The sequence below is a fragment of the Methylomonas sp. BW4-1 genome (assembly GCF_052474385.1).
Window position 1 is genome coordinate 1,678,913 of sequence record NZ_CP184125.1, and the last position, 20,404, is coordinate 1,699,316.

The window sequence follows — 20,404 nt, forward strand, 5'->3', positions numbered from 1 at the left end:
ACAGACACCCCGCAAAAACGGTAACTGTCAGATCAGGTCTGAGCTAATACAATTTATGTGCATTGATATTCCGCCATAATTAAAGACTGGTTTTTCAACCAAGACTATCACCCCCTCATTGTCCTCAGCGCCAAAGTAGTCGTTAATTACCGCTCTTGCATCAGGTTCTCTTGCCTTATCACTAAGCAGGCAAGATGTTTTTAGTATTTGATCCGTTACCAACGGTACATTAGATGTCTTTCCGTTTTTGTGAACAATAATGTGCCTGAATTTTTCAATGATATTAAGATAGAGCCTCAGATTCTTCTGGATTTTATTATCCTGCTCAATTGTTTTCAGTCCTGCAATTTTCTCTCTAAATCGACTGAGAATCAGATGTACTTTCCGCTTGAGGTCTTTGGACAATAATTCTTTGTTACTATCTTTGCTCAGCCTAAATTCAGGGTTGTCCTCCCGAATTAGCTCATATGTTGAAACAATGAAATCCTCGAATAACTCATATGCTTCCACCAGAAGCCATTGATACTGCCTGTTCTTGTGAAGATGAACTAGTTTTGCTGTGTCCTTGATAGTTGACTTCTTTACAGAATACGGTCGATTTTCTCCAGTATATGGACTGTAGATGCTAAATACATCAAGGCTAGAGTCAAAAACTTCTCTATGTTCCGGGGTGAGTGTCGCAAGCTGTTTGTCTTTTTCGTAGAGGTCTTGAATTGTCTGTTTGGTAATCCTCTCCGAGAGTCTTTGATAATGCTGAATCGTCGCGATTTGATCAAAGAAATGTTGGAGCCTTGTTTCGATTTGCTGAGTTTCCATCGAAAAACCTAACCACAATTAGACAACCTAAATGACGCAAAACATTGCGCTAAAACGATGTTAAAACGTTTTAAAAAATATAAATATCTTTTCATTTCAACTGTGTATCTGCATTTAGCACTGCCTAAATCAAATTGGTTAACCATCAAAAGATTACCCAGACTACTTCTGCAACCGCCCCCGCCGCGCATCCATCGGATTCTGTTTTAAATGCCGGTAAATCTCAACGCGATCTTCCGCACTGAGATTCTTGTCCAAATTACAAACCTGTCCAAAAATCCCCACCTTCTGCTGACTCAAATCAATTTCCGGAAACTCCTGCAAGATGCCGGAAGTTTCTATGGCTTGTTTGGCGGTGGAATTCGCCGCCAGGCTGATCGGAATAAGCACTTGCCGATCCGGCGTGGCATAAGCCACTTCCACCGCTATCAAATCATCCGCCATACAAGGCTTTGGCACGTTGGGTGAAGGAGGTGACCATGGTGTTGCAGATTTGGTTGAACACCGGACCAAAGGCCAAATTGGCCAGCATGCCGGAGATTTCAAACTCCAGGTCCAGCGAGATTTTGCTGGCGTCTTCGCGCAGCGGCATGAAACTCCAAAAGCCCTCTAGCGAGGAAAACGGCCCGTCCAGCAAACTGATTTGGATTCTGCCGCCTTGATCGATTTTGTTACGTGTAGTGAAGGATTTATGAAAGCCGGCCTTGGCGATGTCGATTTGGCCTTCGACGATATTGCCTTCACGCTTCAGTATTTTGCTGCCGGAGCACCAAGGTAAAAATTTGGGATACGACTCGATATCATCCACTAGGTCAAACATTTGTTTGGCGGAGAATTTGACCAAGGCGCTTTTTTGTACAACCGTGATCATTTACAGCACCCCGAGCACATGTAGGAAGACGATGAATACTGCCGCCGGCGCCACGTATTTAATCAAAAATTGCCAGGCTTGAAAGCCTTGCGCAGGCAACTCCAATTCTTGTTCGGCATGTGCTTGTTTCATCATCCAGCCGGCAAACACCGCGATGCACAAACCGCCCAAGGGCAGCATCAAGTTGGCGGTCAGATAGTCCAGCAGTTCGAACAGATTTTTATCGAAGATTTTAAAGTCGGACCAAATATTAAACGAAAACACCACGGCCACGCCCAAGCCCCAGCAGGCAGCGCCTGCCCAGATACAGGCTTTTTGCCTATCAATATTTTTGTTTTCCACCAGCCAGGCTACGGTCGGTTCGATCAAGGAAATGGACGAGGTGAGGGCGGCGAAAAACAGCAGTACAAAAAACAGTACGCCGAATAACCAACCGCCACTCATGTGCCCAAAGGCCAGGGGTAGGGTTTGAAAGATCAGGCCCGGTCCGGTAGCAACTTCCAGTTGGTTGGCAAACACCAAGGGGAAGATGGCGATACCGGCTAACAAGGCTACCGCCGTGTCGGCGCCCGCGATGAAAAACGTGGTTTTGGCAATCGAGACATGACCGGGCAGGTAAGAGCCATACACCATAATGGCACCCATGCCCAAGCTCAGCGTAAAGAAGGCGTGGCCCATGGCGGTAAGCACCGCATCAGCGGTGATTTTGCTGAAATCGGGGCTGAATAAAAAGTGGATGCCTTGCGCGTAATAGCCTGATGCCATTGCATAAGCCACTAAAATGATCAGGATCACGAACAAGGCAGGCATCAAAAAGCGTACGGCTTTTTCCAGGCCGCCTTTTACACCGCGCATTACGACTTGCATGGTGATGAATATGAACACCGTGTGCCAGAAAATTTGCTGGATAGGGCTGGCCATCAAATTGTCGAACATCTCTTTAACTTCGCCGCCGTCGGTACCAAAAAAGCCACCGAAAAAGGCTTTAAAAATGTAAGCCATAGCCCAGCCGGCAATCACGCTGTAATAGGCCAGGATTAAGAAACCGGCGATCATGCCCATCCAGCCTAAATAGCCCCAGCGCGGATCGACTCTGGCTTCGGCAGCTAGGGTTTGCATGGTGTTGATCGGGCTTTGCCGGCCGCGGCGGCCAAGCATGATTTCCGCGATCATGATGGGTATGCCGATGGCTGCCACGCAGATTAAATACACCATCACAAAAGCGCCGCCACCGTTTTGGCCGGTGATGTAAGGAAATTTCCAGATATTACCCAAACCGACCGCCGAACCGGTGGCAGCCAGAATAAAGGCGAAGCGGGAGGACCATTCGCCGTGGATGGATGGGGTTTTATCGGTCATGTTGGAGAGCCCTTGTGTTTTTATGTCGTTATTTAACGGGTGTGTGAGTAAAATATCAAAATTCACGTTTTCAGTCAGTTTAAAAAATCTTCGCTACGCAATGGCAGCCAAAAAATCCAAGAAGGACAACAAAGCCACCGATAACACCATCGCGGTTAATCGCCAGGCCTCCCACGAGTACACCATAGACGAGACTTTCGAAGCCGGTTTGGTATTGGAAGGCTGGGAAGTCAAAAGCCTGCGCGACGGTCGGATTCAACTCAAGGAAAGCTATGTCGAGATCAGGCGCGGCGAAGCCTGGTTGAGCGGTGCGCACGTGTCGGCGCTGCTGTCGGCATCTACCCATGTCAATCCCGACGCAGTGCGCAAGAAAAAATTATTGTTACACAGACGTGAATTGAACAAATTAATCGGCTCCGTGGAGCGCAAGGGTTATACCTTGATTCCATTGTCCATGTATTGGATTAAGGGCCGTGCCAAGTTGAAAATCGGATTGGCGAAAGGTAAAAAATTGCACGACAAACGCGCCGCATCCAAAGATAAGGATTGGCAACGCGACCGCGCCCGCATCATGAAACACGGCTAATCTCGATGGCGACGCATCCCAATTTACTGGAGGCAGACAACAGCGTGTTGCTGGTGGTGGACATTCAACAGCGTTTGTCGGCGGCGATGCCCGTTACAGACTTGCAGCAGATGCTCAGGCATAGCCAGCGTTTATTGCAAGCCGCCGGGCTGCTAGATGTGCCGGTGTTGTTGACCGAGCAGTATCCGCAAGGGCTAGGGCCTACTCAAGCGGATATTGGCGAGTGTTTGCCCGGCAGTGCCAGTATTTTCAGTAAAACCGGTTTTTCTTGTTGCGCCGCGGACGGTTTCAAGCAAGCCCTGGCTGACACCGGTCGGCAGCAAGTGGTGATCATCGGTCAGGAAGCGCATGTGTGCGTGTTGCAAACCGCGCTTGAGTTGTTAAGTGCAAACTATCAGGTGCATGTGTTGGCGGATGTAGTTTGCTCGCGCCAAGTCCAGCACAAAGATTACGCCTTGCAGCGCATGCAGCAGCAAGGTGTTACGTTGAGTTGTCACGAATCCGTGTTGTTCGAATGGTTGCGGGATGCTCGGCATAGTCATTTCAAAACTATTTCGGCGCTTTTGCGTTAGTGCTACGGGGGGTTAATGCTAAGTAAGGGATGGAACGCGGTCTTACTGGGACTGTTGCTGATACAAGGTTGTGCGGAGCCGCTGCCGCCGTTGCATACGTTTAGCGGTTTTGCGCAAGGGACCACTTACCATATTAGCTATTGGGCGCCGCAAGCCCTGGACGAAGCGCAAATCACCGCTGAAGTTGAAAAGGTTTTCCTGGATTTGGATAAAACCTTATCCAACTACCGTCCTGATTCGCTAATCGAGCAGTTCAATGCCAACGCATCGACGAATGCTCAGCCAGTCGGCGAGGAAATCGTGGCTTTGGTTAAAATCGCGCAGAACGTCAGCGCCCTGAGCCAGGGGTGTTACGATTTGACGATCAAACCTTTGTTCGAGCTGTGGGGCTTCATGGGTGATGATTTGACTATTCCCGACGATGCAACGTTACAGGCCGCTTTGGCGAATGTCGGCATGGACAAATTGCAGCTGGTGGACGATAGCCATATATCAAAAAAACTGCCGAGGTTGCGTGTCGATGTGTCGTCGATAGCTCAGGGTTACAGCGTAGAGAAAATCAGCAATGCGCTGCAGGCGATGGGTATCCAAAACTACTTGGTGGAAATAGGCGGCGAGTTGAAAGCGCTGGGTAGCAAACCGGACGGCAAGGCCTGGCGGATTGCGGTGGAAAAACCGCTGCCGGGCGAACAAAAAATGCATAAGGTCGTGACCTTGCCCAAAGACAGCCCCATGTCGGTGATGACTTCCGGCACGTATCGGCATTATTTTGATGTCAAAGGTAAACGTTACAGCCACATCCTTGATGCCCGCAACGGTGCGCCGGTTAGTCACGATTTAGTGGCGGTCAGTGTATTTAATGAAAGTCCGACTATCGCCGATGCCTGGTCTACCGCTTTGTTATGCCTGGGGCAAGAGGAGGGGATGAAACTTGCCGATGCCGAGAAATTGCAGGTGATGTTTATTCAGCAGCAAGGCACCGAGTTTTTGGAAAGTAAAACTAGAGCCTTGACCATGTCCACCCAAGTGACGATTAACTAGGCTTAGTTCTATCGTGGTAGTATCCGCGCAAAACTAAATCGGGGGAGATTTTATGTGGGGTCTAAACGATCACTTGACGTTCGCCGTGCATGGTGGCGGCGACAACGGCGGCGGAGTGGCCGGCGGGGTGGAGAGCTTATTGTCCTTCCTGGAAGTCCTGGTGCGGCAATCTCCGGCGGAAAGCTTTAATAGTGTGTTGCCAGGCATTGCCGCGCTTCAGAATATTCATCCCTTGCTGGTGCATTTTCCGATTGCGTTGCTGACCTTGTTCTTTACATTGGATTTGATCGGCAGCTTGGCGAAGCGCACCGAGTGGCGGCAGATAGCCGGGGCGTTTTTGTATCTGGGTACTGTGTTCGCCGCGCTTACCGTGGCGGCGGGTTTGGCGGCGGCAGGGAGTGTCGCGCATGGTGGTGATGTTCACGAGATCATGGAGCATCACGAACATCTGGGTATCTCGGTATTGAGTCTGGCCGCGCTGCTGTCAGCTTGGCGCTTGCTGAGTAAAGGGCTGATAGCCGGATCGGCAAACACGCTGTATTTATTACTGGCGGCGATTTTATCGGCTTTGCTGGCTTTTACAGCCGATCTGGGTGGGCTGATGGTTTATAAGCATGGTGTGTCCGTGCAAGCGGCAGATCAGGTCAATCGCGCGGCAGCACTGGCCCATGAACACGAGGGCGTTACGCCGCAGAATTTGCCTGCAACGCCTGACGAAACCGAAGTTGAAGATTTGAATCCGGAAGATAGCCATCAGGATGAAACGCCGCATGCTGAAGGTCATCATCACGACCATCATCATGCGCATTGACGCCCACCTGAGGAGCCACCGGACGAAGGCTGACAAGGGTCAGCCTTTTTTTATTGGCGCGGACATGACATATCGGATACCTGTGTTATTCTACGCCGCCATTTTTTATGAGGCTTTCGATGCGTACCCGCGTTAAAATTTGCGGCTTTACCCAGGTGGAGGATGCGCTTTGTGCGGCCAATTTGGGCGTCGACGCGATTGGTTTGGTGTTTTATCCGCCCAGTCCAAGAAACGTCAGTATTGAACAAGCCGCAAGCATCAGTAGAGCGTTGCCAGCTTTTGTTAACGTGGTAGCCTTGTTCGTTGATGCTGAGCCGGCTTTGATCCGCGAAGTATTGAATAAAGTAAGGGTGGATTGCCTGCAATTTCATGGCGACGAGCCTGCTGAGGATTGCCGGATTTACGATAAATCGTATATCAAAGCCATTCGCATGCAATCCGATACCGACGTCGTAGGATTGCAACAGCAGTACCACGATGCGGCCGGGTTACTGTTGGATGCTTATCATCCGGGCGTGCAGGGCGGCAGCGGTAGCAGTTTTGACTGGGATTTGATTCCAAAGGCCCGCAGTTTGCCGATCATTCTCGCGGGTGGATTGATGCCGGAAAATGCCGGGGAAGCGATTAAAGCGGTAAAACCGTATGCGCTGGATGTCAGCAGCGGTGTTGAGGCCGGGAAAGGCATCAAGGATGCGGCGAAAATGGCTGCTTTCATAAGAATAACTAATCAAGCGACTTGAGAACTATGACAGATAGATACGATATGCCGGATACCCGGGGCCATTTCGGGCCTTACGGCGGTATTTTTGTTGCGGAAACGCTGATGCCGGCCATAACCGAACTGAACGAAGCCTACCAGCGCTATATGCTGGATCCGGAGTTTATTGCCGAGTTGGATGCGGATCTGCGCGATTATGTTGGCCGGCCGTCGCCGCTGTATCACGCCAAACGCTGGAGCCAGCATCTGGGCGGTGCGCAGATTTATCTGAAGCGTGAAGATCTCAATCACACCGGCGCGCACAAGGTAAATAACACTGTTGGGCAAGCTCTGCTGGCGAAGCGCATGGGCAAGACTCGTATCATCGCCGAAACCGGCGCTGGTCAGCACGGCGTTGCTACTGCCACTGTAGCCGCGCGCCTGGGTTTGGAATGCGTGGTTTACATGGGCGCTGTCGATGTCGCGCGCCAAGCCTTGAATGTTTATAGGATGAAGTTGCTTGGCGCTACCGTGGTGCCGGTCGAGTCAGGTTCCAAAACCCTGAAAGACGCGCTGAACGAAGCCTTGCGCGACTGGGTCACCAATATCGACAATACTTTTTACATTATCGGTACGGTTGCTGGTCCGCATCCTTATCCTGCCATGGTCCGTGACTTCCAGGCCGTGATAGGCCGAGAAGCTCGCCAACAATGCCTGGATCAAGCCGGCAAATTGCCCGATGCGTTGGTTGCTTGCGTTGGTGGCGGTTCCAATGCCATCGGTTTGTTCTATCCGTTTATCGACGATGCCGGCGTGAAGATGTATGGTGTCGAGGCTGCCGGCGACGGTATTGAAACCGGTCGTCATTCCGCGCCGTTATCGGCCGGCAGACCCGGCGTATTGCACGGCAATCGCACCTATCTGATGGCCGACGACGACGGTGAGATTATTGAAACCCATTCGATTTCCGCCGGTCTGGATTATCCCGGTGTCGGCCCGGAGCACGCCTGGTTGAAAGATACCGGCCGCGCTCAATATCCGAATATTACCGACGATGAGGCGCTGCAAGGCTTCCATGCTCTGACCAAAATGGAAGGCATTATCCCGGCGTTGGAGTCCAGCCACGCGATGGCTTACACGATGAAACTGGCGCCCACCATGCGCAAGGATCAAATTATTATCGTCAACCTGTCCGGACGCGGCGACAAAGACATGCACACCATTATGCAACGCGAGGGCATCAGTCTATGAGCCGTTTAGCCAACAAATTTGCTGAATTAAAAGCCTCCGGGCGCAAAGCCTTGATCCCTTTTATTACAGCCGGCGATCCTTATCCGGAGTTTACCGTGCCCTTGCTGCATGAAATGGTGGCAACCGGTGCCGATTTGATCGAGCTAGGCGTACCTTTCTCCGATCCAATGGCTGATGGACCAGTGATACAACGCGCAAGCGAGCGGGCTTTATCTCATCATGTCGGCTTGCGGAAAGTATTGAGCATGGCCATGGAGTTTCGTAAAACCGATCAGGACACCCCATTGGTGTTGATGGGCTATTTAAATCCTATTGAAATCATGGGTTACGAAGACTTTGCGAATGCCGTACAGCGCGCTGAGGTTGATGGTGTATTGACGGTGGATTTACCGCCGGAAGAGTCCGAGTCTTGTGTTCGCATGCTGCGCGAGCGTGGCATTGATCAGATCTTTTTGCTGGCGCCTAACACCAATGCTGAACGGATCCAGAAAATGGATGCGGTGGGCAGCGGTTACTTGTATTACGTGTCTCTGAAAGGCGTCACGGGTGCGGGTCATTTGGATACCGCCGATGTAGAAGAAAAGTTGCAACTCATTCGCCAGAATACTGAATTGCCGGTGGGTGTTGGTTTTGGTGTTAAAGATGCCGATACGGCGAAAACCATTGCCGCGATTGCCGACGGCGTCGTGGTGGGTAGCGCGTTGATCAGTAAAATAGAAGCGAATCTCGATGATCCTCAGCAAGCCAAGCATGAGATCATCACTTTATTGAAATCCATGCGTGCAGCCATGGATGTTTAAGCTTTCAAGCGGAGACTACACCGAATGAGTTGGTTTGAAAAACTGGTTCCCTCTGCCATCAGAACCGAATCCTCGCAGAAGAAAACCACCGTGCCGGAAGGCTTGTGGAATAAATGTCCGCGTTGCGATGCGATTTTGTTTAACGCCGAGCTGGAGAAAAACTTAAGCGTTTGCCCAAAATGCGATCACCATTTACGCATTTCGGCGCGTAAACGCCTGAATATGTTTTTGGATGAAGATGGACGTCAAGAGATCGGTGCTGGATTAAAGCCCAGCGATCCTTTGAAGTTTAAGGACAGCAAGCGCTATAAAGACCGGATTAGTCAGGCGCAAAAACAAAGCAACGAAAACGATGCGTTGGTGGTGATGAAGGGCACACTAAAAGGTGTCGGTATCGTTGCGGCGGCGTTTGATTTTGGTTTCATGGGCGGCTCGATGGGTTCGGTGGTTGGTGAGCGATTCGTGCGCGGTGTCAACGAAAGTTTGCGTTCGGGTGTGCCCTTCATCGTCTTTACTGCCAGCGGCGGTGCCAGAATGCAGGAGTCTTTGTTCTCGCTGTTTCAAATGACTAAAACCAGCGCAGCCTTAACCAAACTAGCCGAAGCCGGAATTCCTTATATTTCCTTCATGACCGACCCCACCATGGGCGGTGTGTCCGCCAGTTTGGCGATGTTGGGCGATATTAACGTCGCGGAACCGGACGCCTTGATCGGCTTTGCCGGCCCGCGAGTCATCGAGCAAACCGTGCGCGAGAAGCTGCCGGAAGGTTTCCAACGTAGCGAATTTCTGCAGGAACACGGGGCCATAGACATGATCGTTGATCGCCGCGAGATGCGCGATAAAATAGCCAGCATCCTGGCTATTATGTGCGCCGGCAGCGGCGCCGACGTGGTTGGAGTGATTGCCACCAGCGAGCCATTAAGCAATCAGGGTGAGAGCGATAATCTGCAGTCTCAGGAATAAATACGGTCGAAATGACACGTTTTGATTCGCTGCAAGCCTGGTTGGATTGGCAGGAAAAACTACATCCTCGGCCTATCGATTTAGGATTGGGAAGAGTTGCCGGCGTATACCGGCAGCTTAATCCCGAACAAAAAAAACCGCTAACCATCACCGTTGCCGGTACCAACGGCAAGGGTTCTTGCGTGGCGTTTCTGGAAGCGATCTATCGGGCCGCGGGCTACCGGGTTGGCGCTTACACATCGCCGCATATTTTGCGCTATAACGAACGTATTCGTATTGATGGTGTGCCGGTCGAGGATGCTTTGATTTGCGATGCTTTTACCCGCATTGATGGGGCGCGCGGCGAGACCAGTTTGAGCTATTTCGAGTTTGGCACGTTGGCAGCCTTGGGTATTTTCGCCGAGGCAGATCTGGATATACAGTTACTGGAAGTCGGTTTAGGCGGCAGACTTGATGCGGTGAATATTATTGACCCCGATGCAGCGATTGTGACGACGATAGCACTTGATCATGTGGATTGGCTGGGGCATACCGAAGAAGCCATCGGTCGGGAAAAAGCCGGCATTTTTAGAGCCGGTGTGGCGGCTATAATCGGCGATGCGCAAGCGCCACGCTCAGTAGTCGAAGTAGCCGAGCAAGTCGGAGCCATTGCGCTGCAAATGGACAGCGAATTCAGTTATCAAAAACAGCGCGATAGCTGGGAATGGCGCTCTGCGGATAAGCAAATAGATCGCTTGCCGGCGCCGGCGTTTAAGGGCGAACACCAATATCGAAATGCTTCCGCGGCGATTATGGCTATAAACACCCTACAGCCTTTATTAGCGGTCAGTGACGATGCAATTCGGCAAGGCTTGGAAAGTGCCCGGCTAGCAGGACGTTTTCAGTTGATTGCCGGCGCGCCGCGCATTTTGCTTGATGTCGGGCACAACCCGCAGGCTGTGCAAACATTAATCAACTATTTGTCTGAATACTTCCCCGAGATCAGAATGCATGCAGTTTTTGCGATGATGCGGGATAAAGATATTGCCGGCGTATTGAACATGATGCGCGACAGAGTGACCACGTGGTATTTAGCGCCACTTGCTAATCCTCGCGCTGCAACTCCGGATATGTTAGAAACCATTTTTCAGCAACAAGGCCTGGATAATGTCCGTAGCGGTTTTACCGATTTTACCGAGGCATTTCAAACCGCCCGGCAAAATACCGGACAGGACGACTTGCTTTTGATTTTTGGTTCTTTTTTTCTAGTATCCGAATATTTATCGAAATTTTCTTAGAGGTGATCAGAATGGATCAAGAGTTAAAGCAGCGATTGATTGGTGCGGCGGTCATTACCGCGTTGGCGGCGATTTTCGTGCCGATGTTATTTGACGACCCGATTGACGAAACCGGCAAAAGCATCAATGAATTGAAAATTCCCGAGCTGCCTGCCAAGGCTCAGGACGTGGAAATCATGCCTTTGCCGGAAAAAGTTGAAGAGGTAGCGGAAACTCTGCCGGCCGAGACTGCGCCCAAACAAACGATGAAAGTGCTGGAAGAAGGCGAATCGGAAGCCGAGTTGGAAGCGCCCAAGCCGCAAGTTAAATTGACTGCCAAAGAGACCGCGCCGGCGCCGCGCAGTCTGCCGGCCACCAAACCCGCTGCACAGGCGGCGGTCGCGCAAGTCGATGAGGAACCTGCTGAAGCGGAAGACGTGCCGCCGGCAGTCCTCAGAAAGCCCAGCAAATCGCCGGCGCCTGCCGTCCAGCCTTTACAAGCGGTGAGTCCGACTCCGAAAGTGCTTAAACCGGTTAACAAATTACCTGAACCCAAAGCAGAGGTAGCGGCAGTTGCGGCCCCTGCACAGGTGGCTACACCGGCCAGCAAAGCGCCGGCGGCGGCCGAGGACAGCAATCGCTGGTATTTGCAAGTGGGTACGTTCAGTCAAAAACCTAACGCCGTCAGTTTGCAGGATAATCTGAAGCAACAAGGTTTCGCCGCATCGGTCAGAGAGGTTGCCAGCGATAAAGGTACCGTTTTTAAAGTGCGCATAGGGCCTATCGTTGATAAAGCCAAGGCCCAGGCGGTTAAGGCCAAACTGGCGCAAATTAACGTCAACAGCTTTGTTTCGGCGGACGAATAACCCTTTGCCAACGTCGTTTTGTTTGATTTAGCCGGCTAGACCATGTTGGATTTTGTACCCTGGGCCAAGTTGCTGTGGGTGGATTACGTCGTCATCTCCATTATCTTGATTTCGGCGATAATGGGCCTACTGCGCGGATTTGTTAAAGAAGCGTTTGCATTGGTGCTTTGGATAGTGGCGGTATGGGTGGCAACGCAGTACTGCCGCGATGTTTCGGTATTGTTGCAATCGACCATCAGCTATCCTTCGGCCAGAATCGCCGCCGCGTTCGCGTTGCTTTTTTTCGCCACCTTAATTTTGGGTAGTTTAATCAGTTTTTTGCTGAGTCAGCTTATCGAGAAGACCGGCTTGACCGGTAGTGATCGTCTGCTGGGTATGTTATTCGGTATTGCCCGGGGGGCGGTACTGGTTTCCTTGTTGGTGATGCTGGCCGGGCTAACGCCGTTGCCGGAAGATCCCTGGTGGAAACAATCCCTTCTCATTCCTCCGTTCCAAGCCTTGGCGATGTGGTTGAAAACCCACATGCCGACCGGTTTGGCGGATTACATCCATTATCGATAACTTGGGTCTGCTATGTGTGGTATTGCCGCTATTGTTTCCAATCAAAGTGTTAATCAGGATTTATACGACGCCCTGACGGTACTTCAGCACCGGGGTCAGGATGCCGCCGGTATTGTCACGTGCGACGGTAGCCGTTTGCATTTGCGTAAGGATAACGGTTTGGCGCGGGATGTATTTTCCAGCAAACAAATGATGAAGCTGAAAGGCAATATGGGCATTGCCCATGTGCGCTATCCGACCGCCGGTTGCACCAGTTCGGCGGAAGCTCAGCCATTTTACGTGAACTCGCCGTTTGGTTTGACCTTGGCGCACAATGGCAATCTGACCAATACCGAAGAACTGAAATACCAGGTGTTCATGGATGACCAACGTCACATCAATACCGATTCAGATTCCGAAGTATTGTTGAACGTATTCGCGCATGAATTGGCGCAATTCGGCAAACTCAAATTGACCGTGGACGATGTGTTTCAGGCCGTCAGTGCCGTGCATAAGCGGATTCGCGGCGCTTATGCGGTAGTGGTGATGATTGCCGGTTTCGGCGTATTGGGCTTCCGCGACCCGCACGGTATTCGGCCCATCGTGTTCGGCAAACGCAAAACCGAGGATGGCACTGATTACATGATCGCTTCCGAAAGCGTGGCGCTGGACGTGCTGGATTTTCAATTGATACGCGACATAGAGCCAGGCGAGGCCGTGTTTATCGAAGCGGATGGTCAGTTACATACCCGGCAATGTACCGAATTAGTCGATCATTGCCCGTGTATTTTCGAATATGTGTATTTCGCCCGGCCGGATTCGATCATCGACAATATTTCGGTGTACAAAGCCCGAATGCGGATGGGCAGAAAACTGGCGGAAAAAATTCAGCGGGAATGGCCGGACCACGACATCGACGTGGTCATTCCGATTCCGGATACCAGCCGCACCGCTGCGTCCCAGATTGCCCACGACCTGGGCGTGAAGTTTCGCGAAGGCTTTATGAAAAACCGCTATATCGGCCGGACTTTCATCATGCCTGGGCAAAAAATGCGTAAAAAATCGGTCAAACAAAAGCTGAATGCGATTTCGCTGGAATTCGACGGCAAGAATGTATTGCTGGTGGATGATTCCATCGTGCGCGGCACGACTTCCGAGCAGATCATCCAGATGGCCCGCGATGCCGGTGCCAAGAAAGTATATTTTGCGTCTGCGGCGCCGCCGGTTCGTTATCCCAATGTTTATGGCATCGATATGCCGGCCGCGCATGAGTTAATAGCGCACGACCGTACCGAGGAGGAAATTTGCCAGGCCTTGGGCGCGGATAAGCTGATTTATCAAAGCTTGGACGATCTGATCGAAGCGGTCGGTAGAGGTAATCCGGACATCAAGCATTTCGATACCTCATGCTTCAGCCACGATTACATTACCGGCGATATCGACGATGCTTATCTGGCGCGCATCGAAGCCTTGCGCAATGACAATGCGCAAGAATTGCGCAACAGCAGCAGCTTTATCATAGAGATGCAGGTTGCAAAGTAACAGGACCCGAAATGAGTGAATTTGATTGGCAAGATTATGCCCCAGAAACTCAGGCCATCCGCACTGGGCACAAGCGTACTCACGAAGACGAACATAGCATTCCTATATTTGCAACCTCCAGCTATGTGTTCAAATCGGCTGAGGAAGCGGCGCTGCGCTTTACCGGAAAGCAACCCGGCAATATCTACTCGCGTTTCACCAATCCGACCGTCAGCGCGTTTCAAGAGCGTTTAGCGTATCTGGAAAAAGGCGAGCGTTGCCTGGCGTTTGCGTCGGGCATGGCCGCGATCATGGCGGTGGGCATGGCTCTGCTGAAGGCTGGCGACCATGTAGTCTGTTCGCGCAGTGTGTTCGGCAACACGGTACTGACTTTCCAAAACTATTTCGGCAAATTTGGCGTCGAGACCGATTTCGTCAGCTTGACCGATCCGGCGGCTTGGGAAGCGGCGATTAAGCCTAATACCCGGTTTCTGTTTCTGGAAACGCCGTCCAATCCTTTAATTGAAATCGCCGATATTCCGGCCATAGCGGACATCGCTCATCGGCATGGTGCACTGTTGGTGGTTGATAACGTGTTCTGCACGCCAATTTTGCAACAGCCATTGACCTTAGGCGCAGATTTGGTGGTGCATTCCACGACGAAATACATCGATGGCCAAGGGCGTTGCGTCGGCGGCGCGGTGGTAGCCAACGAAGAATTGATCGAAAAATACGTATATCCCTATCTGCGTACCGGCGGGGCGACGATGAGTCCGTTCAATGCCTGGGTGTTTCTGGGCGGGTTGGAAACGCTGGCTTTGCGCATGAAAGCGCATTGCGACAATGCTTTTGAACTGGCCAAATGGCTGGAGCAACAACCGGCCGTAGCCAAGGTGCATCACCCCGGATTGGAATCGCATGCCCAGCACGAGTTGGCTAAGCGCCAACAGACGCATTTCGGCGCAGTGGTCAGTTTCGAATTGCAAGGTGGCAAAGATCACGCCTGGCAATTGATTGATTCGACACGCATGTTGTCGATTACGGCGAATCTAGGCGATGTTAAAACCACCATCACCCACCCAGCGACCACTACACATGGCCGCTTGAGCCCGGAGGCCAGAGCCGAAGCGGGAATCAAAGACAGCTTGGTGAGAATTTCGGTGGGTTTGGAAAATGTCGATGACATCAAGGCCGATTTGCTTAACGGACTGACAAGTTACTGATGGTGCGGGTCGGTCAAGCGTGCTGTCGCGCCACGCAAATCCAAAATTAAGCTATCTTTGACCGACGTTATAGAGAGATTGCGATTATGTTTCAGGATAGAAAAGAGTACCGAAAAAACTTTAACGCGGAAGGCCAACTGTTTGTGGGTGGCGAAACCTTGCAACTGAATTGCTACGATGTGTCGCTGAAAGGCGCGATGGTCGAAGTCAGTCCTGGCGATTTGCTCACCACTATCCAGGATTTCGAAGCGTTGCTGAACGAAGACCGGCAAGCTGAAATATTTGTCGCCGAATTAATGTTGGCCGGCGAGGTGGATATTGTTTGGGTTAAAAGGGAACGCAACCGCATCATGATGGGCCTGGAGTTTCGGGATGTCGTGCATAACGCCCACAAACTCTGGCGAAAGCGGTGCGGTTACCGCAAACTCGAAGCGTTTAAAGCCGAATTGTTTATCGACAAGGAGCGCTTCAACGTGGAAGGTGTGAATCGTTCGGTACAGGGTATGTGCCTGAAATTAACCGGTCATCATTCCTGTATTAAGGTCAACGCTCCGGTTAAGTTGTTGGCTGCTGAACTGGGATTGAGCGCTTTGGGCAAAGTGGTTTGGGTAGAGAGCAACGAGCTGACCACTCGCCTTGGTCTGCAATTGGTCATCGTTAAATAAAGTCAGGTTAACCCGCTTGCGCCGGTTCATTCGCTTTGGGGAGTTTTGAGCCAGACGTTAACGTACGCAATAAGAATATGTATATCGCAGTTGGACTCATTTAGTTAGGAACGAATCCAAAATTTCATGTCAAAACCCGTGCTGACCTGCTTAAGCGTTTAATAGCGGATCCAGTTCGTGGCTCATATCCAGCGCATGCAAATCATCAAACCCCCCAATATGCCGCTCACCGATATAGATTTGCGGTACCGTGCGACGTTTGGTTTTTTCCATCATTTGCTGGCGTAGTCCAGGTTCGGCATCCACATTGATTTCCGTATAGCCGACGCCTTTGCGATCAAAAAGTTTTTTTGCCATCGTGCAATACGGGCAGAGTTTCGCGGTGTAAATGATAATTTCCGGCATGAGAAAAAATTAATAAATGCTAATTAATGAAGGTATTCTAAAGCGACGGCTGCTTTTGCTCAATAGGCATGGCCTTGGCGAGTTCCTTGATTAATAAGCAGGACGCTGCGGGTAAGGTCGCGCCAAACGCCACAATCCCGTCAGCGTGACCAAGCATGCTGAATAATCCAGTTTGTTGCAGTCTACCTGAGGTAAATAACTCGGCAACGGCGTTGGCCATTTCCGGGGTGCCGTAGGGCACGTCTGCCGCAGTAAAAGCCAGATTCAGCCGGTCGGTCTGCAACCACAACTCCGGGCAGTGCACATGTATCACGGCACCAATCGCCGGGTGTTGACGATAAACGCTGGCGTGGGTGAGTGCTTCCGAGGACGGTTGAGATAAGCCGCGCGACTTGATGGTATTACGCTCCGGCGATGCGCTTTCGATTAGCGCATAGTGTTGCTTGTTAAGAACCGGCAAGTGTCCGGTTTGTGTGCCGGAGATCAAAAACGCCTGACCACCGGGAGCCAAGCGTCGACTGATATTGCCAAATCCCAGCCCAGCGTATTTTTCGGCGATTTGCCCAATCAGCCGCAAGCGATAAAACAGGCTGCGCCAGGCGTTGAGTTCGCTGATATCAATGTCTGCCGAGAACTCGCCATGCTGATGATCAAGGCGATATTTAATAACACCTTCCAGTTCGCTCAATCCGTTTTCCATTCTTATAATGTGTTTTAAGATTTATTTTTATCCAACCAACGCATGAAACCAAATTTTTTAAGACCCGGCTTTACCTTTTGTTTGCTGTTTTTGTTGATCAGTTTAAACCTTGCCCACGCCGCAAATCAAAATACAGCGATTAAAGTGCTATCGCTTGCCGACATACAACAACGTATTCAGACCGTCAAAGACAAGCAAAATCTGCCTGAAGAACAAAAAAAACGGATTCTGGCCGCTTATCAGGAGAGCGAAGATAACCTCAATGAACTGGAGGCCCAGGATAAACAGGCTGAGTCGTTCAAGCAGGCATTAAACAGCTTGCCCCTAGAAGTGAAGCAATTGGCAAGACAAATAGCCGAGGCCGAAAGCAATTTGAAAACTCGTAAGCCGGAAAAGCTCACGATTTTTCCGACGGATGAGTTGGAGCAACGTCTGCTTATCGAAAAAACCCGGCTTAGCGATATGGATGCGGAGATCAGCCGTATCGAAGCCACGTTGGGCGAACTGAGCGGCCGCCCGCAATTGATCAGGGAAAAAGTATCCGAAATCAAAAGCAAGCAGGCTGCGAGTCAGCATGAACAACAAGTCTTGGCGTCTGAGTCCGGCGATAATCTCTATCAAAAAGAAGCCAGACAGGTACAGTTGGATAGCCGGATTCGCTTGTTAAACAGCACGCTGAAAACGCTGGAGCTGGAAAATCTTAGCAATCCTCTGCAATTACAAACCAATAAAGATCGTGTCCATCTGTTGACCTTGCAGCGCGAGCAGCAGAGCTTGGTGATTGCCGACCTCGATAATTTCCTGCTTGAGCGGCGTCAGCAGGAAACCGACAAAGAACAGGCGGCGTTATTGCAAGCTGAAAAAGAAGCCGAGGGCAAGCATCCGTTAATTCGCGCTGCCACGAAAGAGAACATGCAGTTCAACCGTAGTTTGCAGGAAATCAATAAAAACATGGAGCAATACTCGCTCCAAAAAAATGAAATAGACGTTCATTATAAACAGCTGGAAAAAGATTTCCAAAGTGCCGAGCAAAAAATCAGTCTGGCGGGTTTAAGCCCGGCCTTGGGTAATTTACTGCGGGAACAGCGCCGCAATTTGCCGCAACGCAAACAATACAGCAGCTTGGGCGATGAGATTCAAAATCAGATCGCGCTGGCGAGCCTGGAAATGTTCAAGCTGGATGAAACCAAAAAAGGCCTGGTCGATATAAATCAGCTGTTGTTGGCGCGGATGGCGCAGTTGCCGGAAGCCACACCTGAGTCGGACAAACTGCGGGTGCGCACCGAATTGCGAATGTTGCTGAACGATCAGAAAGATCTGGTGGCAAGATTGGCTAACGGTTACAACGAATATGGCCGCGTGCTGGGCGATGTCGATTTTAGTTTGCAGCAAATGCTGGGTATAGCCGACAAATTTAGCGCTTACTTGGATCAACGCTTGCTTTGGGTGCCCAGCGCTCGGGTGATCGACAAATATTTCCTGCAAGATATTTTCTCCTCCTTGCTGTGGTTTATGAGTCCTGGCAACTGGTTGGGAGTGCTCAGTGGCTTTTGGGACGGTATCAGTCATTTCCCGTTGCTGGCTCTCGGTGGCTTGAGTGTCGTGATATTTCACTGGCGTTTTCGCGCCGGCGTCAAACAGCGCTTGACGGAGCTGTTAGGAAAAAAAGCCGCCAATCGAGAGTTTGCGGACATTTTATCCAGCTTGCTTTATCTGTTAATGCTCTCCTTGTCCGGTCCGTTGCTGATGGCTTGGATGGCCGGGGTGTTGATCCTGAATGTCCGGGCCGATCTGTTTAGCCATGCTTTTGCCGAAGGCCTTACCGCTACGGCCGTGTCCTTGTGCATGGTGCAATTTGTGTTTCGTTTGTTTAAACCGGGCGGCGTCGCGGACACCTTGTTGCAATGGCCGCAACATGCGGTTCGATTACTTTACGCGCAGATGAAATGGGCGCGATTCGTTCTCGTACCTTGCGTGTTTATCACTGCGATGACCGGTAGCGATTTGTTTTCGGAACACAGTCATGCCTTGGGTAGAACGGCAATGATCGTGATGATGTTGATGATGAGCTATGTGTTGCATCGCCTTACGCAACCCTTGACCGGTTTAGGCAAGAACTTCTATCAACAATCCGCCGGCTGGCTCAGCAGTATGCGTTATCTCTGGTATGGTATCGCCGTGTTGACGCCGTTGGTCATCATCGGCTTTGCGGTGGCGGGCTATTACCAAAGCGCATTGGAGTTACAGGCTAAGCTACTACTGACCCTACGTTTGATTTTTATCACCGTATTGTTCCAGGGCCTGGTATTGCGTTGGTTGCGCAATACCGAGCGGCAATTAGCCTTAAAAAACGCGAGGCAGAAACGCAAACAAGTTGAGCAAGCCGCTGTGAGTAGCGCCAATCTGGAAGGTGGGTATGCGATCGAGGAGCAATTACTGGATATTTCCAAAATCAACCAGCAAAGCCATAAGCTTTTGACCACAGTGGTGATGGTGATCATGTTGATGGGTTTCTGGATGATCTGGAGCGATATTTTGCCGGCCTTGACCGTTTTCGACCAGGTCGTGCTGTGGCAGCACAGCGAAATGGTAGAAGGTAAGGAAACATTGCAACCCATCACACTGATCAATTTGTTGATTTGCTTGGTGTATAGCGCTCTGGCTTTTGTGTTTGCCAGCAACTTTCCGGCCTTGGTGGATTTGGTAACCGCCGGCAAGTTTGCGATGACTGCCGGCAGTCGTTACGCATTAATCCAATTGGTGCGTTATTCCCTGATAACGGTGGCCTTTTTGGCGGTGGCCAACGAGCTGGGTGGCAGTTGGTCGCAAGTGCAATGGTTGGTGGCGGCGTTGTCGGTGGGTTTAGGTTTTGGCTTGCAGGAGATTTTCGCGAACATGGTATCGGGTATTATTTTGCTGTTCGAACGGCCGATTCGGGTCGGAGACACCGTGACCGTCGGCGATGTCACGGGTCGGGTTAGCAAAATACAAATGCGGGCCACGCATATTGTCGATTGGGATAGAAAAGAGTTGGTAGTGCCGAATAAAACCTTTATTACCGATCAATTGATCAACTGGACATTGTCGGATACCGTCACCCGAGTGGTGGTGCCGGTCAGCGTAGCCTACGGCACCAGCGTGGAGATGGTGGAGGAAATTCTGGCGGATGCGGTAAAAAGCGTAGAGCAAGTGCTGAGCGATCCGGAACCGGTGGTAATCTTTATTGGTTTTGGTGATAGCGCCCTGCAGTTCAAAATTAACGTATTCGTCCGCGAACTCAGCGATAGGACGGTGGTTACCCATCGCCTGCACACGAAAATTTACGAAGCCTTGCTGGCCCATCATATCGAGATACCTTTTCCGCAGCGCGATGTACACATCCGATCTGTCGCGAAAGGCATATTGAACGAATGAGGTGCGGTTTATTAGCCGATTTCAATATAAAGCCATTCTGTAATAAA

Annotated in this window: 21 protein-coding genes; 15 read left to right on the plus strand and 6 right to left on the minus strand. The window is 51.0% G+C overall.

Features of this window, described 5'->3' with window-relative positions:
• Positions 1-27: 27 nt before the first annotated feature.
• From ACH5Y9_RS07765 to ACH5Y9_RS07780, 4 genes are all read right to left on the minus strand, one after another.
• Entirely contained in the window at positions 28-816 is a 789-nt protein-coding gene (locus ACH5Y9_RS07765) for a hypothetical protein (protein WP_445369180.1), read from the minus strand.
• Between the two features lie 162 nt (positions 817-978).
• The gene (locus ACH5Y9_RS07770) at positions 979-1,260 is read right to left on the minus strand and encodes an RnfH family protein (RefSeq protein ID WP_445369181.1); all 282 of its coding nucleotides are present in this window, start codon (positions 1,258-1,260) and stop codon (positions 979-981) included.
• Entirely contained in the window at positions 1,250-1,687 is a 438-nt protein-coding gene (locus ACH5Y9_RS07775) for a type II toxin-antitoxin system RatA family toxin (protein WP_201798987.1), read from the minus strand. The genes ACH5Y9_RS07770 and ACH5Y9_RS07775 overlap by 11 nt, the downstream gene beginning before the upstream one ends.
• Positions 1,688-3,046 carry a sodium-dependent transporter gene (locus ACH5Y9_RS07780; protein ID WP_445369182.1) on the minus strand — a complete coding sequence of 453 codons (1,359 nt, stop codon included), beginning with the start codon at positions 3,044-3,046 and terminating at the stop codon, positions 1,688-1,690.
• A 100-nt stretch (positions 3,047-3,146) separates the two neighbouring features.
• Here ACH5Y9_RS07780 and smpB point away from each other — a divergent pair, with 100 nt between their 5' ends.
• From smpB to ACH5Y9_RS07850, 14 genes are all read left to right on the plus strand, one after another.
• Positions 3,147-3,632, plus strand: coding sequence for an SsrA-binding protein SmpB (smpB, locus tag ACH5Y9_RS07785; RefSeq protein WP_020481594.1), 486 nt, complete (start codon positions 3,147-3,149; stop codon positions 3,630-3,632).
• A 5-nt stretch (positions 3,633-3,637) separates the two neighbouring features.
• Positions 3,638-4,204, plus strand: coding sequence for a hydrolase (locus ACH5Y9_RS07790; RefSeq protein WP_445369183.1), 567 nt, complete (start codon positions 3,638-3,640; stop codon positions 4,202-4,204).
• 15 nt (positions 4,205-4,219) lie between these two features.
• Positions 4,220-5,245, plus strand: a complete 1,026-nt coding sequence (locus ACH5Y9_RS07795; RefSeq protein ID WP_445369184.1) for an FAD:protein FMN transferase — start codon at positions 4,220-4,222, stop codon at positions 5,243-5,245.
• A gap of 52 nt (positions 5,246-5,297) precedes the next feature.
• The gene (locus ACH5Y9_RS07800) at positions 5,298-6,056 is read left to right on the plus strand and encodes a DUF2231 domain-containing protein (protein ID WP_445369185.1); all 759 of its coding nucleotides are present in this window, start codon (positions 5,298-5,300) and stop codon (positions 6,054-6,056) included.
• Between the two features lie 119 nt (positions 6,057-6,175).
• The gene (locus ACH5Y9_RS07805) at positions 6,176-6,796 is read left to right on the plus strand and encodes a phosphoribosylanthranilate isomerase (RefSeq protein ID WP_445369186.1); all 621 of its coding nucleotides are present in this window, start codon (positions 6,176-6,178) and stop codon (positions 6,794-6,796) included.
• A 5-nt stretch (positions 6,797-6,801) separates the two neighbouring features.
• Positions 6,802-8,004, plus strand: coding sequence for a tryptophan synthase subunit beta (gene trpB / locus ACH5Y9_RS07810; protein WP_445369187.1), 1,203 nt, complete (start codon positions 6,802-6,804; stop codon positions 8,002-8,004).
• Positions 8,001-8,804 (plus strand): tryptophan synthase subunit alpha, encoded by an 804-nt coding sequence (gene trpA, locus ACH5Y9_RS07815; RefSeq protein ID WP_445369188.1) that lies wholly within the window; start codon positions 8,001-8,003, stop codon positions 8,802-8,804. The genes trpB and trpA overlap by 4 nt, the downstream gene beginning before the upstream one ends.
• A gap of 24 nt (positions 8,805-8,828) precedes the next feature.
• On the plus strand, positions 8,829-9,767 hold the full coding sequence (gene accD, locus ACH5Y9_RS07820; protein ID WP_445369189.1) for an acetyl-CoA carboxylase, carboxyltransferase subunit beta: 939 nt from the start codon (positions 8,829-8,831) through the stop codon (positions 9,765-9,767).
• Between the two features lie 11 nt (positions 9,768-9,778).
• Positions 9,779-11,044 carry a bifunctional tetrahydrofolate synthase/dihydrofolate synthase gene (gene folC / locus ACH5Y9_RS07825; RefSeq protein ID WP_445369190.1) on the plus strand — a complete coding sequence of 422 codons (1,266 nt, stop codon included), beginning with the start codon at positions 9,779-9,781 and terminating at the stop codon, positions 11,042-11,044.
• Positions 11,045-11,055: 11 nt separating this feature from the next.
• Positions 11,056-11,889 carry an SPOR domain-containing protein gene (locus ACH5Y9_RS07830; protein WP_445369191.1) on the plus strand — a complete coding sequence of 278 codons (834 nt, stop codon included), beginning with the start codon at positions 11,056-11,058 and terminating at the stop codon, positions 11,887-11,889.
• 42 nt (positions 11,890-11,931) lie between these two features.
• On the plus strand, positions 11,932-12,450 hold the full coding sequence (locus ACH5Y9_RS07835; protein ID WP_171695309.1) for a CvpA family protein: 519 nt from the start codon (positions 11,932-11,934) through the stop codon (positions 12,448-12,450).
• 12 nt (positions 12,451-12,462) lie between these two features.
• On the plus strand, positions 12,463-13,971 hold the full coding sequence (purF, locus tag ACH5Y9_RS07840) for an amidophosphoribosyltransferase (protein WP_101052408.1): 1,509 nt from the start codon (positions 12,463-12,465) through the stop codon (positions 13,969-13,971).
• A gap of 11 nt (positions 13,972-13,982) precedes the next feature.
• Complete coding sequence (locus ACH5Y9_RS07845) at positions 13,983-15,173, plus strand: O-succinylhomoserine sulfhydrylase (RefSeq protein ID WP_445369192.1); 1,191 nt, start codon at positions 13,983-13,985, stop codon at positions 15,171-15,173.
• 86 nt (positions 15,174-15,259) lie between these two features.
• Entirely contained in the window at positions 15,260-15,838 is a 579-nt protein-coding gene (locus ACH5Y9_RS07850) for a PilZ domain-containing protein (RefSeq protein WP_319960781.1), read from the plus strand.
• A gap of 150 nt (positions 15,839-15,988) precedes the next feature.
• On the opposite strand, the gene grxC is transcribed toward ACH5Y9_RS07850, so the two are convergent.
• Both grxC and ACH5Y9_RS07860 read right to left on the minus strand, forming a co-directional pair.
• Positions 15,989-16,243 (minus strand): glutaredoxin 3, encoded by a 255-nt coding sequence (grxC, locus tag ACH5Y9_RS07855; RefSeq protein ID WP_033158647.1) that lies wholly within the window; start codon positions 16,241-16,243, stop codon positions 15,989-15,991.
• A 37-nt stretch (positions 16,244-16,280) separates the two neighbouring features.
• Positions 16,281-16,931 (minus strand): class II aldolase/adducin family protein, encoded by a 651-nt coding sequence (locus ACH5Y9_RS07860; protein WP_445369193.1) that lies wholly within the window; start codon positions 16,929-16,931, stop codon positions 16,281-16,283.
• Between the two features lie 54 nt (positions 16,932-16,985).
• On the opposite strand from ACH5Y9_RS07860, the gene ACH5Y9_RS07865 reads away from it, so the two are divergent.
• The gene (locus ACH5Y9_RS07865) at positions 16,986-20,357 is read left to right on the plus strand and encodes a mechanosensitive ion channel domain-containing protein (protein ID WP_445369194.1); all 3,372 of its coding nucleotides are present in this window, start codon (positions 16,986-16,988) and stop codon (positions 20,355-20,357) included.
• Positions 20,358-20,404: the final 47 nt, after the last annotated feature.